Source organism: Flavonifractor sp. An112, from assembly GCF_002161085.1.
Lineage (GTDB): Bacteria > Bacillota > Clostridia > Oscillospirales > Oscillospiraceae > Flavonifractor > Flavonifractor avicola.
This window is the reverse complement of sequence record NZ_NFLU01000026.1, coordinates 1-14,852: the sequence shown is the minus strand read 5'-3', so window position 1 is coordinate 14,852 and position 14,852 is coordinate 1. Positions and strand designations below refer to the sequence as shown.

9 protein-coding genes are annotated in these 14,852 nt (G+C 57.9%); 4 read left to right on the top strand and 5 right to left on the bottom strand.

All coding sequences use genetic code 11. The features are described 5' to 3' along the window. Positions 1 to 242: 242 nt before the first annotated feature. The 5 genes from B5E56_RS13860 to B5E56_RS15025 all read right to left on the bottom strand — a co-directional run bounded on the left by B5E56_RS13860 (position 243) and on the right by B5E56_RS15025 (position 3,160). Complete coding sequence (locus tag B5E56_RS13860; protein WP_087391235.1) at positions 243 to 425, bottom strand: hypothetical protein; 183 nt, start codon at positions 423 to 425, stop codon at positions 243 to 245. Positions 426 to 433: 8 nt separating this feature from the next. Further along, complete coding sequence (locus tag B5E56_RS13855; RefSeq protein ID WP_087391231.1) at positions 434 to 919, bottom strand: hypothetical protein; 486 nt, start codon at positions 917 to 919, stop codon at positions 434 to 436. Between the two features lie 148 nt (positions 920 to 1,067). Beyond that, complete coding sequence (locus tag B5E56_RS13850) at positions 1,068 to 1,697, bottom strand: TetR/AcrR family transcriptional regulator (RefSeq protein ID WP_087188728.1); 630 nt, start codon at positions 1,695 to 1,697, stop codon at positions 1,068 to 1,070. Between the two features lie 96 nt (positions 1,698 to 1,793). Further along, the gene (locus tag B5E56_RS13845; RefSeq protein WP_275532737.1) at positions 1,794 to 2,840 is read right to left on the bottom strand and encodes an NCS2 family permease; all 1,047 of its coding nucleotides are present in this window, start codon (positions 2,838 to 2,840) and stop codon (positions 1,794 to 1,796) included. After that, positions 2,747 to 3,160, bottom strand: a complete 414-nt coding sequence (locus B5E56_RS15025) for a solute carrier family 23 protein (protein ID WP_275532736.1) — start codon at positions 3,158 to 3,160, stop codon at positions 2,747 to 2,749. The genes B5E56_RS13845 and B5E56_RS15025 overlap by 94 nt, the downstream gene beginning before the upstream one ends. Before the next feature lie 341 nt (positions 3,161 to 3,501). Here B5E56_RS15025 and B5E56_RS13840 point away from each other — a divergent pair, with 341 nt between their 5' ends. From B5E56_RS13840 to B5E56_RS13825, 4 genes are all read left to right on the top strand, one after another. After that, entirely contained in the window at positions 3,502 to 6,090 is a 2,589-nt protein-coding gene (locus B5E56_RS13840) for a vWA domain-containing protein (RefSeq protein ID WP_087391228.1), read from the top strand. 72 nt (positions 6,091 to 6,162) lie between these two features. Then, positions 6,163 to 9,714 carry a tubulin-like doman-containing protein gene (locus tag B5E56_RS13835; RefSeq protein ID WP_087391224.1) on the top strand — a complete coding sequence of 1,184 codons (3,552 nt, stop codon included), beginning with the start codon at positions 6,163 to 6,165 and terminating at the stop codon, positions 9,712 to 9,714. Between the two features lie 55 nt (positions 9,715 to 9,769). After that, the gene (locus B5E56_RS13830; protein WP_087187471.1) at positions 9,770 to 11,755 is read left to right on the top strand and encodes a hypothetical protein; all 1,986 of its coding nucleotides are present in this window, start codon (positions 9,770 to 9,772) and stop codon (positions 11,753 to 11,755) included. Next, positions 11,748 to 14,852, top strand: a 3,105-nt coding sequence (locus B5E56_RS13825) for a hypothetical protein (RefSeq protein ID WP_143383187.1), incomplete at its 3' end; no start/stop codon positions are given. The genes B5E56_RS13830 and B5E56_RS13825, both read left to right, overlap by 8 nt.

The following is a 14,852-nucleotide window of genomic DNA, read 5'->3' as shown; positions in this document are numbered from 1 at the left end:
CTGCCATCCTCAGCTGAAGGGCTGCTGCTCCTGACCTTTGCCCCACCCCTCCGTACCAGCCCCGGCCAGCAAGCCGGGTCCGGGATGGTTTTGCCTCCATTGTCTGGATGAACTGGAGGGAGGAGAGCCATCATGATGGAGGCTCATATTCCGGTATTCTGACGCTGCACAAACACCCCCTGACCTGCCCGTTGAACTGGGGCAGGTCAGGGGGTGTTTTATTGATTGGGCTTTTGTGGATATCAGCGATCCTCCCGGTTCTCCTGCTCTGGTGGAAGGGGATGCCACGCCGGCGGCTCCTTTTTCCGGTGAAACAGCCGCCTGATCCGCTCCAGAATGGCTTCCACAAAGTGAAACCACAAATTTCCCAAAATAACGATAACCAAAAGCACCAATACAACGGCGCCAATCTCCATCAGGGGCATGGGACGCCTCACTTGGTGGCAAAGCGGTTAAGGAAGAAGTCGGTAAAGGCCTTCAGTTCCTCCTCCTGGGTCACATAGACGTACAGGCTTTCATCCTCCAGCCAGTCGTAGGCGTTGATCCCGATGTAGCTTCTCTTGTCCGGATAGATGATAAAGGCGTCGGTGGGATACTTGTTCCGGTAGGCCTTCAGGATCTCAGCGCGGCGGTAATAGGTGGGGTCCCCGCAGCCGGACAGATCAGGTACGGTAGGCACCACTACGATGGTCTGACTAGCCTCGTTCCAGCCCACGATCAGATTTCCGATTTTGGTCTTGCTGCCGTGGACAAAGCCATAATTGAACCGGCTCACATCCTCGGTATAGCCGAAAATCAATTTGTATTCATCTCCGTTTTCCACCACCTGATTAAACAACACCCGCATCTTTTTTGCGTTGGCGTTGCTCTTCTCCATATCTACCTCAGGTCCCTTGAACAATTTGCTGAACAATCCCATAGCTGTTTCCTCCTGCACATTTTATTTTGAGACGGCTCCGCCGTCAGCCTGACAGAATAAAGATATTTTTATATTTTTGTGTTTATTAAGCTTATAAAACAGTCCGTCTGAACAGAAGGCCAAATGGTTCCGCTCAGACGGACAGGTGTTACACACCGTCTGCCGGCGCTTCGTGCTTGAATTGCTCCAGGCAGTCCACAATGGCATTGATCTGAAACGCAATGGTCTGCTGGGCCGCTTCCGGGGCAAAGAGGGGCAGCGTTTCCGGTATGGCCCGGCAAATGATCATGGCAGACAGACTCAGGTTGGTAAAAAGCCCTATTCTGGCCGGGTCTGCTTTGACCCCGAAACACTCCAACAGGCTGCCGAACAGCGCCCTCTGCTTGTCCCGAAAGGTCCGATAGCTTTCTTCCGACAGTCTCCGGAAAATCAGCCGCTGCTCCTCCACAGACAACACCGCGATGCCGTTTTTTTCACCATAGCAGCAGGTGTATAAGAACTGCCGGACACCCTCCCGCCAGCTCAGCCCAGGATCGTCCATCAGACTTTGGGCATAGGCAATGAGCTTTGGCTGCTGGAGATAGAGCATCTCCACAATCAGATCCTCCTTGGTGGGGAAAAAGGAATAGAAAAAGGTCCTGGAAATCCCCACCGCCGTATAGATCTGCTCCACTGTCGTGTGCTGGATTCCCTGCCTCGTCATCAGCTCCAGCCCCGTGGTGACCAGTGCCTGACGAATCTGCTTTCGTTCCTCCTCAGAGTAGGCGACTTTCGGCATTCCGCACCTCCCAGATAAAAACAACTTTTTATCTTTATCTTTATTTTATCATATCCCAACTGGATGTACAAGAAAAAACGAATCCACCGCCCCGGCTTACAAATTTGCCAGCACATATTTCAGCGCAAAGATCACTGCGATACCGTAGGTAAAGGCGGAAACCTCTCTTCCCTTTCTACGCAGCAGCTTGATGAGGCAATAGCTGATCAGGCCAAAGGCAATCCCGTCAGAAATGGAATAGGCAAAGGGCATAACCGCGATGGTGAGAAAGGCCGGAACAGCGCATTCCAGATCGTCCCATGGAATAGATGCAGCGCTGCGCATGGTAAGCACGCCTACGATGATCAGGGCAGGGGCCGTGGCTGCCGCAGGGATGATCCCAGCCACCGGCGCCAGAAACACCGAGCACAGGAACAGGACTCCTACCACTATGGAGCTCAGACCGGTGCGTGCGCCTTCCGCAATGCCTGCCGCCGACTCGGCAAAGGTGGTAACTGTGGAGGTACCCACACAGGCCCCGCAGCAGGTAGCCAGAGCGTCGGCAACCAGAGCCCGCTCGCTCCGCTTTTCCGTTCCTTCCTTCAGCCCTACATTGGCAGACAGGCCCACCAGCGCCCCCAGGGTATCAAAGCAGTCCACAATCGCGAAGCTGATGACCGCCGTCAGCAGCGGCAGAAGCCCTTTCTCCAGCACACCGCCCAGATCCATCTGGAACAGGACCGGCGCCAAAGTAATGTGTTCCATGGTCACTGTCTCGGGAATCTGAGTCACACCCAATGGCAGGCCGACCAGAGTGGTGATTACAATCCCCAGCACCACCGCGCCCTTGACCCGGAAGGCCATCAGCACAGCGGTAAGCAGCAGCCCTGCCAGCGCCAGCAGCCCCTGTACATTCCACACCCGCTGTCCGTCTACCAGGGTGGACAGCTGCAGTGCGGGCACCGTGCCGCTGAGGGTGATCACCTTTACATTGAGTAGTCCGATCAGCGCGATAAACAATCCGATTCCCGCCGAAATGGCGTGCTTCATAAAGTCGGGGATGGCACGAATCAGCTTTCCCCGCAGCGGCGAAAGGGTAAAGGCCAGGAAGAGCAGTCCGCTGAGCAGTACAATGGCCAGTCCCTCCTGCCAGGTATAGCCCATTCCCAGACATCCAGACATACCGTATAGGTAAAAAAGGCGTTCAGGCCCATCCCCGGCGCCTGCGCAAAAGGCAAATTGGCCAGCAGTCCGGTCAGAAAGCAGCCGATGGCCGCCGATACACAGGTGGCCACCAGCACCGGTCCCCAGAGGGACTCCGGCATGGCCGGGAAAAAGGGCTGGGCCTGAGTACCCACGTTGGCACACAGCGTATTGGGATTGACAAAAATAATGTAGGCCATGGCAAAAAAGGTGGTAATGCCTCCGACGATCTCCCGCCGCACCGTACTGCCCCGGGCCGTAATCTGAAACCTTCTGTCCATTTGTTCCTCCCCCTCATCACACAATGCTCCGCAGGAAAGGCAGGCCCTCTCCGCCTGCCTTTTCCACACACTTTCTTATCATACACCAGCCGTTCCTCTGCTACAACCCTTAATGCTCCGCTCATACTCCGACCAGAAGCTAGCCAACCACTGTCGCCGATGCTGTCCGCCATTTTACTTAAATTTTGTATGCACGATTTACCTAGTTCCTTGACACATCATGATTCCAAGAGATATAATTATTGTCGAATTTTGGGTTTTCATGCGGAATTTTGGAGAGAAATGCAAAACCCTTTGCTATGTGTGTGATATAGGGCTGAACATAAGAGGAGGACACGTCCATGGGGAAAACTGCGCGCTTTTATCCCAAAGCCTGGGTCCAACGAATCTTATCCGGGCTGCTGGCAATGATTCTTCTGCTTTCTGCCGCAGTGGGAACGGCAGGAGCGTCCGGCTCGGCCAAAAACTCCGTCTCCCGCGCCATCGCCATTGTATTTGACAACTCCGGCTCCATGTACATGAGCGGAAACAAGGCCTGGTGCCGGGCCACCTATGCCATTGAAGTTTTTGCCTCCATGATGAATCAGGGGGATACGCTCCAGGTGTTCCCCATGTATGAGGTCACCGCCAACGGGAAGAGCTACACCAGCCAGTCCCCGGTAACGGTATCCGGCGGCAGCGATATCTCCGCCATCCGGGATATGTACACCCCCCATGCGGGAGATACCCCGATTGAGACCATCGGAGACGCCTATCAGGCACTGCAGCGCAGCAGTGCTGATGAAAAGTGGCTCATTGTGCTCACCGACGGCGCGGAGTTCTATGAAAATGGCGCCGGTCTGGGGTCCGCTACCTCTGCCCGCCTGTCCGAAGTGCTCACCGAGTACAATAAATCGGCCAATGTGCTCTATCTGGGAATTGACTCCGTTGCAGTCATGCCCACAGTGACCAGCAACGGCCAGTATCAGTATTATGCGGACAAGGCTGCCAACAGCGCCGACGTACTGGGCAAGCTGACCAATATGTGCAACATGATCTTTGGCCGGGACAAGCTGACCGCCTCCGGCAATCAGATCAGCTTTGATGTATCCATGAACAAGCTCATTCTGTTCGTTCAGGGGAGCAACATCAGCGGCGTGACTTTAAAGGATGCCTCCGGGGCATCGGTAGGCAGCCCCAGCCTGGAATACAGCCCCCGCTACAGCGAGAAGGGCGCCGGCAGCGGTATCGGCTCCGGCTCCTTCGGCATCGACAAAAGCCTGAGCGGTTATATCGCCATCTATGACACGCCTCTGGAGGCCGGAACCTATTCTTTGAGTTACTCCGGCGACGTAAGCAACGTCAGCGTATACTACGAGCCCGATGTGGATCTGGTGGCCCAGCTCACCGATGAGAGCGGCGCGGTCATCACCTCTTCCTCCGAGCTCTACCCCGGCACTTATTACATCAACTACGGTCTGGTGGACAAAACCGGCAACATGACCACCTCTGCCCTTCTGGGTACCACCAACTACGAGGTAACCTACACCATCAACGGCAAGGAGCAGACCGTCACCAGCGACAAGAGCGGCCAGGTGGCTCTGGAACTGAAAGAGGGAGACGTGCTGGACGGCAAGATCCACGTCTCGTACCTCAGCGGCTACTCCATTACTAAGGACAGCAGCCAGTTGGGCTGGCCCTCCGGTGGCTTCCAGGTCACCCCCCGCCCCGCCGGTTCTCTGGAACTCAAGGTGTCCGGCAAGCAGGACAGCTACGCGCTCTCCACTCTGGAGGATACCCCCTGTCAGGTTCAGGTCTACTATGAAGGAGCACAGCTTACCGGGGCTGCTCTGGAGCAGGTGAAATTCAACGCCGCGCTGGAAGGCGGCAACGCCGGGTACGAGCTGATCCGGGATGGCGACAACTGCGCCCTCTACCTGCGCTATGCCGGTTCGGCGGAGGCCACCGACTGCGGTGATTACCACATGACGTTGTCCGCCAGCTATACCGATGAATTCGGCGTCACGGCCCAGAGCAATGAGGCCGCCTGGGACTTCACCCTGGAAGATGACAGCTATCAGCTGGCCATGGAATTTCAGGGCCCCGGCTATTTTGTCATCGCCGACCTGGAGAACAGCGATCCCATTCTGGTGAAACTGTCCCTCAGCGGGCAGCCCATGACAGACGAGCAGCTGGCCGCCACCACCCTCATCGTGGAGGCAGACGGGCTGACCGTAACCCAGGAACCCCTGCCGGGAGAGTCGGCCTATGCCCTGCATATTGCAGGAGATGAACACGCCGTCTCCGGCAAGTACGGTCTCCGGGTCCGCGCCGTCACCAACGACCAGATCGGCCGGGAGATCTCGGCAGAGGGCACCAAGCAGGTGGAGCTGAGCACTTATCCCCTGTGGCTGCGCTACCTGATCATCGCCCTGATCATTCTGCTGATCATCGCCCTGATCCTCTTCTACCTCAGCCGCAAGATCCTGCCCAAGAAAATCACCGTCAACAGCGCCCAAACCGTATTCACCGTAGACGGCGAAATGGTTCAGGGCGCAGCCAAATGCAACTACTCCGGCGGCGGAAAAAAGCGGGGTTCCATTCAGGTTTCCACCCCGGCCTACTCCGGCTCACCGCTGGTAAAGGGCGGCTTTGCCCTTCAGCTGCAGGCCGTCACCCCCCGGCGGGTCAAATCCAACCGCCGCCGGGCGCTGGTCACGACTATCTCCCCTTCCAATACCGCCGCCCTTACCTCCCTTTCCATCGGCACCCATACTCTGGTCAAGTCGGAGGAAGGTAACGAGATCATCTGGGTGCTGGACGGCAAGCAGATCCCCAGCCCGTCGGCTGCCACAAACTTCGAGATCGGCGGCAAACCTACCTGCACCTTCATCGGTGAGACCATCACCGGCGAATCCTTTACCCTGTCGGTCCAGCTCCAGTTCAAATGAGCACCCATCTCATCGTAAAACATCCATTCCAGCAGCGAGGAGTATGATACCAGATCATCAGGAGGGAATGACATGAGCAAAGAGATCATCAAGGAAAACGTCGTAGCTGCGCCCACCTTGTTTATCGGTGTTGGCGGCACCGGCTGCAACATCGTCAAACGGGTGGCCGAGATGTGCCGCCCCGGCGAGAAGGAAAACATCAATTTTGTCTGTCTGGACACCAACGTCAACGACCTGTCCGACATTGCCAAAAGCAGCGCCCATATCTACTATGTCCAGACCTCCAACACCCAGACCGTGGGTGACTACCTGGACTACGATCAGGACGCTCTGAAAAACTGGTTCCCCAAGAACGCCGTCATGTACGACAAGACGGTTTCCGAGGGCGCCGGTCAGGTGCGTGCCATCTCCCGTCTGGCCCTCAACGCCACCATCAAGACCGGCAAGCTGAAACCGCTGTATGACGCCATTGACGACCTGTTCCGCAAGGACGGCAAGGCCCTCAAGCAGGCCATGCGTATTGTCATTGCCTCCACCGCCTCCGGCGGCACTGGCTCGGGCATCATCCTGCCGCTGTCCATGATCGTCCGGGATTATGTCAACACCAAATATCCCAACACCTCGCTAATCGTGCGCTCTGTGATCCTGCTGCCCGAGACTCTGGACAGCGTCATCGACTCCACCGCCGAGCGGGAGAGCCAGCGCCGCAACGCCTACGCCACCATCAAGGAGATCAACGCCTTCATGATGAAGGGCTCCGGCTTTATGGACGTGGGCGACAGCGATCTCAGCCGCTATAAGGATCTGCACATTGATTTTGCCAATCCCGGCACCAATGAGCTCAAGCGCCTGTCCCTGCTGCCCTTCGACTTCTGCTTCCTGATGGACGGCCAGAACGCCGAGGATACCACCATGGCAAACCTGGAGCAGTATAAGGCCCAGGCCGCCCAGGCCCTCTATGAGCAGAACATCGGCCCCATGCAGGCCAACGCCTTTTCCGTGGAGGACAATATCATCAAGGAGATGTCCAACCCCGGCAACCTGGGCCGCAACCGCTTCGGCGGCATCGGCGCCGGCGTGATCCGTTACCCCTATGAGGATATTGCCGACTACATCGCCTACGGCTGGGCCATGGACAGCATCGGCGGCGAAGGCGACGTGGCCAAGTGGTCCAAGTATGACCACGCCTATGATGTGGCCAAGCAGGACGCCATCAAGAAGGGCCTGTCCCAGAGCGAGATTCCCACCCGCGGCGAGGTATATACCGGCAAGCTGCGTACCGCCACCGACAATTTCTCCAAGGATCTGAACGCCCGTTTCCTCAGCGATGCGGACAAGCGGATCAAAAACTTCTTTAAGGCCGTGGATGAGGAGATGATCGCCTCCCTGTCCACCGACTCCGCCATCCGGGCCACCCGGGACGCCGCCAATGCCCTGGCCACCGAGATCGACTATGAAGACGAAAATAACCGGGGCCACGCGGTGGAGAACAAGGACAAGCTGCGCAACTATGAGGCCATGCTGCGCTCCCGGGCCAAGAAGGTGGCCGCCAACGCCGCCGAGGCCCTGTTCATGAACGAGAACAAGACCATCAACGAAAAGCGCCCCTGCACTCTGGAGTTCCTGCTGAAGAACGCCTTCGGCGAAGTGTGTCACCCCAACGCCGCCCGCTATATGCTCTACCAGGCCAAGATTGAGATGGACAAGCGGGTGCGCACCACCACCTCCACCCTGCACAATGTGATTCTGCCCCGGCTGGAGCTGTACGCCCCCGACGCCTACGACACCGGTATGTTCGATCACGAAAAGACCAAGCGGGTGGAGGCCAACCTGGACGATCTGTGCTCGGCGGAGCAGGACCCCGACAAGCGCAAGGCCATCCCCCTGTTCTCCGGCGGAGACAACAAGTTCTATGAGAAACTCAACGAGCTCTTCCCCGACTATCACAAGCACATCCGGGAATTCGGCGAGTGCACCGCCAAGCTGGAGGCCTATACCTTCGGTTCGGAGTACCTGGACGACCTGTGCAAGATGTATGAGAGCTTCTTCTTCTCCTTCGGCGATAAGGTGCAGGCCCTGGAGCGCAAGCAGGACGATATGGTGGATGCTCTGAAATTCCGCAAGGGCGACTCCACCTACAACGTGTGCGCCACCCGTGACCTGCTCAATGAGCTGGTACGCTCCACCGCCCACCAGAGCGAGGAGGGCTCCATGCTGGAGTCCGAGCTCAACGCCCAGATCTTCGACGCCGTCAAGTCCAACGTGTCCTTTGAGCGGGAGATCCGCAACGCCGACATCGTGGAGAACGACCGGAGCATCGATATTTTTGACGACATCCTGCTGGGCTACTTCAAGAAGGATGTACGCCGCCGGTGCGACGCCATCGACGTGAACATCATCGAGGCCATCGCTCTGGAGAACCGGCTTCTGTCCCGCCTGAAAATGCGTGAGGAGATGCAGGACAGCAGCAAAAAGCTCATCGACAAGGTAACCAACGAGGACAACGTCCGCCATATCTGCGAGGTCATCGCCATGGGCGAGCGTCTGGCAGCCCCCAGCATCCAGCGTCTGCGCAACGAGGAGGCCCGCGAGGTCAAGCTCAGCGCCTACAACAAGTCCCTGCTGGATATGCGGGCCTACCGCATCACCGACCTGCTGCCCAAGGGCTCGGCGGTGGACACCATCTCCCGCTATGAGCTGCACTTCTTCAACGCCCTGTACAACCTGACCCCCGATAAGCTGAGCAAGTTCTCCTGCTACAGCGAGTCGGAGACCGGCGTGAAGAACGCGGGACTGTACCACAACGCCTATGTGACCTATTCCCGGAATATCGGCCCCGACTCCACCAAGAACTCCCTCATCTCCACCCACATCGACAAGCGTTGGGACTCCCTGTCCGCCATGCCCGAGCTGGACTTTGGCTTCCAGGAGCGGCAGATGATGAAGATCCACCAGGCGCTGATCTATGGTCTGATCCACAAAGTCATCACCTATCGCTTCATCTCCACCGCCGCCGGCGGCAAGAAGGTTTACAAGTACGAAAACTCCGACGAGCGCTATGTGGATATGATCGTCTCCAACGGCACCCTGTGCGATGAGTTCTACGAGATCCTGGACTCTCTGTACATCAGCCCCGCTGTGGTGGAGGATATGGAGAAGATCAAGGAGAAGAAGCGGGCCCGGGACAAGGTGCGCAACTCCAACTACGCCGGCACCACCTTTGCCAAGGACCTGGCGGAGTTCCATCTGGACATTCTCCACGATGGGGAGACCAGCCTCTTTGAGATCCCCATCGCCTACTACAACTCCCTGCCCAGCAGCCTGCGCTTTGTCAATGAGATCTCCGGCTTGGTCAATGCGGTCATCCAGACCTTCAAGGACGAGCTGGCTCAGTGGGAGAACCCCAACGACGCCAAGTTCCTGCTCTGCGACCTGCTGAAGAAGCAGTTCATGCTCATGGTAAACAACTTTGAGCAGTATGAGACCCTGAACCGGGGCGGCAAGGTGTCGGAGAATCCGGTGATCGACATCATCTACCGTCGGGTGCGGGCCAGCTTCTCCACCGCTCCCGAGCCCGACGACTATGAGCAGGCTCTGGAAGAAATGAGAGCCCGCCTCCGTTGACAGCTTTTGCGTGACACCGACTGAACAAAAGCTTGGTAAACGGAGGTGAGAGGATTTGTTCACAGTCGTGATCGCGGAACAGGAGCACATCGACAACATCAAAAAGTGCCGTGTATTCCTCCAGCCGTTTATCGACGAGACGCGTCTGTCGCTCTGTCCCTGGTTTCCGGAAGAGACCACGCTGGCCGACTCCGTTCCCAAACTGGCCCAGTGTGTGGCCGGACATCAGGAGTGGCGCGCCGTTGTGGTGTGTGACGAGCAGGGGTTGGACCATAAAAACCCCTTTGATATCGTTCCCTTCCAGATGCCCCCCTACGACCCCGGCGGGCCGGAGGAGGACGCGCCGCAGCACACCTATCTGGATCGGCTCCGTCAGGCCAAATTCCAGGCCTTTGAACAGGCCGCCCGGCAGCCGCTGACCCGTCTTATGACCCACCTGTGCGAAAGTCCCCTGGTGACCCGGGGAAAAAACAACGCCTCCGACGACCCTGAATTTGCCGAGTATCTCGCCGAGAGCATCCGCAAGCAGGAACTGCGCCAGCAGATCATCGGAGAGGAAAAGCTGAATTTTTCCCGGCCACAGGAAGTAATCTGTATCGCAAAACGCACCTACTGTCCTCAGGAAAGCGATATCACCACCGCCTGGACGCCCAACGAGGACATCCAGTATTCCAGGTTCTACGACTGGAACCTGTACTTTGACAAAATGCGCTACCTGTTCTTTGACATTCTGCCCAAGGAGCACCGGGATTACGGGTTTGAGTACATCAAGTTCCTGTACGTCCTGCTGATCTTCTCCTGCAATGAGACCCCCTCCGGTGCCCTCAAGCCCAATCGGGTCTTTCGCCTGGGCTGTGAAAACAACGAACAGGCCCTTCGGATGCTGCTGGCTCAGTACGATGCCAAGCTGGCCAACACCAGCGATCTGCTGACCCAGCACATCCAGCAGATCCAGTCCACGGAAAAGGCCCGGCTCAGTGACCGGGACGCCAAGCAGATCTTCTGCGCCAACATCAACGTGCCGGTGCTGTTCTCCCAGGAGATCGACCGCACCGACCTCTATTCCAAGCCGGAGGAGCTGGGCCTGGCCACTGACTGCCCGGAGGACGAGGACAGCAAATGGACCGGCACCTATATGACCTCCCGGCGCACCCTGCAGCGGCTGCTCAAGCAGCCCCGGCGGGCCCTGAAGAGCGCGGTGACCGACCTGCGCAGGCTCAACCAGGTGGATCTGGACCGGGCCTGGAACCTGAATGAATTTCAGGTGGAAGATGTTCAGGAATACACCCACGAAGAGGAACTGAACATGGTGACCACCGACACCCCTGATTTTTTCCACATGGACAAATATGAGGGGGAGATGGAGGAACACAGCAAGGCCATCCACCGCAAGATCGAGACCCGTATGACCAAGGGAACCACCGTTGCGCTGGGTCTGACTGTGCTGGTCCTATATCTGCTGGGCTTTCTGCCCCTGCTGCTGTCCAATTTCTCTGAGGATGAGAGCCGCTTCTGGACCCTCATCCTCATGGGCGGCGCCGCCGCTGCCCTGGTGGTGGTGGGCGTGATCTGCCTGTTCTGCCTGCGGAGCGCACTCCGGAAGCGTTTTCGGGACTACAACGATCTGATGGGCCGGATCTCTATGGATCTGGACCACTCCACGGCCCAGTACTCCCACTATCTCAGCCACGCCTGCAACATGATGCGGGGCTTCCAGGTCCTGAATTTCCGCAACCAAAGCGGCGATCCGGACAGTCAGAAGGTCCGTGTCCTGAAAAAGCACATGACGGACATCCGGCGGATCCGGGAGGAGCTGCGGGAAGTGTTCGGCGTATACGTGGACAGCTGGACCGTCGGCGAGGCGGAGCAGGTGGGCGCATATACCTATGACTTTACCCGGACGGTGGATTTCTCCTATCCCGTGCCCTACACCGAGGGTATGCGCCGTCAGATCGAGTTCCTCCAGCCCGGCAGCACCATCCAGGTGCCGGTGGACTTTATCAATCGCATCACCATCAGAAGGGAGGAGCTGTATGATTGAGACCATCATTCGGCTGGCATGGCTTCTGCTGGTACTGCTTCCCTTCCTCCTGCTGGCCCTTCTGAATAAAAAGGCCAACCTGAAACGGGCTGTCCGGGACCGGCAGTTCCCCATGCCGGTAGTGACATTGGTATATTGCGTCCTGCTTATCATCTTCCTGGGGTGGATTAGCCAATGGATCCTGACACTGATGGAACTGCTGGCCGGATTCCTGACCAGCGCCGGCACGGAGCTTACCCAGGCCATGGACGGCGCCTTAAGTTGGCTGGGCGAACTGCTGCAAAATATGGGTGCGGCCCTGGCCCACCTGCTGGACACGGTGGACCCCGCCTATATTCTGCTCTTTGTGGGCAATACCCTGATCCTGTTGGTCCACATCCTGCTGAAACGGATTCTGATCTCCATCTTCCAGGTGGTCTTCAAATCCGGCGGTAGTCTCCACGACCTGTGCGCGGAGTTCTTCTACGAGCAAGACGAGGAGAGTTCCTTCTGGTATGTCCGCAGCCACTTCGGCCAGGCCCGCACCTATCTGAAAACCATGTACTATGCCGCCATGGCCCTGTCCGCCGCACTGGTGCTCTTCTCCTGCGAGCTCTATCGCAACGACCTGCTCTCTGTCCCCTTCTATCCCGTGTTCGGCCTGCTGATTGTGGGCGAGATCTACTTCTTCGCGGATGGACTGGACCGCCAGGAGCTGACCAGCTATCTCACCGGTGAGGCGGACCATGCCAACAGCGTCACCAACTATGTCCTGCTCCGGAAGGTGCTCTCCAAGCTGTTTGGAGACAAGCTGGGGGCGGAAAATACCACGGTGGACTCCGGTCTGCTGGCAGCCCGGACCAACGACGCCCTGCTCCAGCAGCTGGAGCAGAGCGATGATCCCAAGGTGGAGGCCTACGGCCGCTTTATGCGGAAGAAGATGCACAGCGGCCTTCAGCTGGACCACAACTACCTGGCCTCCGGTCTGGAGCTGCTGCAGGAGCACAGTATTCTGTTCAACAATCCCTTCTACTACGATCTTATCCCCTATGTGTTCTACCCCATGAACCGGGTCATGCTCCGCCGCAAGAAGGTGCTCATTATTTTGGGCCGCCACTCTGTGGAGGACGACATCATTGCCTGGTGCCAGGAAGGTTTGGCCTCCATCTCCAACATTCCGGGTATGTGGAACATCGGCGTGCTCTCCGACGCCCCCCAGGCGCTGGATGTGGGCATCATCAGCCGCTCCAGCGTCCACGACCTGGCTCTCCATGAGGCCAACGACGCCTTCTTCCAGGACGTGGAGTTCGTGGTGGTGGTGGAACCCTCCAAGCTGGTGACCACTGCCCAGATCGGTCTGAACTCCATCATGCGCCGCTGCCGCCAGGACGGAAAGCAGATCACCTTCTGCTCCACCGATAAAAACTGCGACGGCCTGGTAGATGCCCTGTCCCATATCCTGCTGTCCAGCTTCACCGAGGTGTCCGCCACAGAGCACCACAAGGGGGTCTCCTCCTATATGTGCTGGGACGGAGACGGCGACCACTTGCAGCACCGCCTGCTGCCCAACCTCTCCCGCTATCTGGGCGTAGGCACCGAGCTGTCCTTCGCCGCGCTGAAAAACCAGGTGCCTGTAACCGAGTGGTATGGCGGCGACAGCTTCCCGGTGGTGGATATCCACTGGATCGCCAAGCAGTACTACTATGATCTGCTGCACTATGCGGAGCTGCCCACCTCCCAGGAGGCCATGGACGAATACTTCCAGACCACCCCCAACCTGTGGAACGCCCGGATCCGGGAGAACCACTTCCTCACCGTAGAGGATGAGGGGAACAATATGTTCGAGATGAAGCGGCTCTTCTCCACCCGGGCCCGCAACCAGGGCTTTGTCAACATCATCTCGCCGGAGTATTTGCTCAAGGACTATATGCTGGAGAACGACGGCATTTTCAACGCCGATCCCAAGGCCATCCCCTATATGGTGGCCGACTATGCCTCCACCCAGCGCAATATCATCCTGCGGCTCTGCCTGCGGATGAGCACCGGGCCGGTTAAAGAGGCGGACATCCAGCAGGAGCTGATGCTGGGAGACATGGACCAGGGAGAACTGCCCGGCAGCCTGTGGCATAACATCTGCCTGTACTGCGGCAGCCGCGGTATCAGCCGCACTGACAAAGCTGGCAACGAATGTCTGGTCTTCTCCCACGGAGAGGCTGAAACCGTCTTTGGGATCGATACCCTGCAGGTCAAAAAGAAATACTCCCTGGAGCAGGGCCGGATGGAATTGCTGTACTCCATCACAGATCCCAAGTTTATCTCCATCGTGCTGGGCGATCTCCGCAACGCCGGCTACATCGCCGAGGACGAAAAGGGCGAGAAGCACTACCTGGGCGCGGAGCTGCGGGGCCATGTGTTCCAAAAGTACCTGCCCGGCCAGTTCTTCACCTTCGGCGGTAAGTATTATGAAATGCTCCGGGTCACCAGCGCCGGTCAGGTGCTGGTACGCCGCGCCGCCGACCACATCACCGGCCGTCCCGCTTACCGCCAGATCCGGAATTACTACCTCTCCAACGTGGTGGATTCCGAGGCCATGGGCGACCAGATGGACATTGCCGGGATGCACATCGTCCGGCAGTACGCTGACATTCGGGTGGAAACCCCGGCCTACTGGAAGCTGGATCAATACAACAACTTCGCCGGGGGAAGCGTGGTCTCTATCAACGGCGTGCCCAACCGGGTCTATCAGGCCAAGCAGCTGCTGCGGATTACCCTGCCGGACCGGGATGGTATGCTGACCAAGGAGATCTGCGGCACGGTGGCGCTCCTCTTCAACGAGATCTTCCGCACCCTCTTCGCGGAAAATCAGCCCTACATCGCTGCAGTCATGCCCGGTGAAGCTGCCGCTCCCACCACCTACAGCCTTCAGGGTGAAAACGGGACGGAGCTGGAGGACGGGTGCATCTACATCATTGAGGACAGTCAGCTGGACCTGGGCCTTCTGGTCACGGTACAGCGCAGCCTCAACCGTATCTTCTCCATACTCTGCGATTATCTGGACTGGCACATGGAGGCAATGGAACTGAGTATGAATCCCCCTCCCGCCCAGGAGCCCCCCGAC

Excerpts from the sequence above, each read along its gene's own strand:
- B5E56_RS13860 (WP_087391235.1), bottom strand. The coding sequence starts at position 425 with ATGCCCCTGATGGAGATTGGCGCCGTTGTATTGGTGCTTTTGGTTATC.
- B5E56_RS13855 (WP_087391231.1), bottom strand. The coding sequence starts at position 919 with ATGGGATTGTTCAGCAAATTGTTCAAGGGACCTGAGGTAGATATGGAG.
- B5E56_RS13850 (WP_087188728.1), bottom strand. The coding sequence starts at position 1,697 with ATGCCGAAAGTCGCCTACTCTGAGGAGGAACGAAAGCAGATTCGTCAG.
- B5E56_RS13845 (WP_275532737.1), bottom strand. The coding sequence starts at position 2,840 with ATGGGCTATACCTGGCAGGAGGGACTGGCCATTGTACTGCTCAGCGGA.
- B5E56_RS15025 (WP_275532736.1), bottom strand. The coding sequence starts at position 3,160 with ATGGACAGAAGGTTTCAGATTACGGCCCGGGGCAGTACGGTGCGGCGG.
- B5E56_RS13840 (WP_087391228.1), top strand. The coding sequence starts at position 3,502 with ATGGGGAAAACTGCGCGCTTTTATCCCAAAGCCTGGGTCCAACGAATC.
- B5E56_RS13835 (WP_087391224.1), top strand. The coding sequence starts at position 6,163 with ATGAGCAAAGAGATCATCAAGGAAAACGTCGTAGCTGCGCCCACCTTG.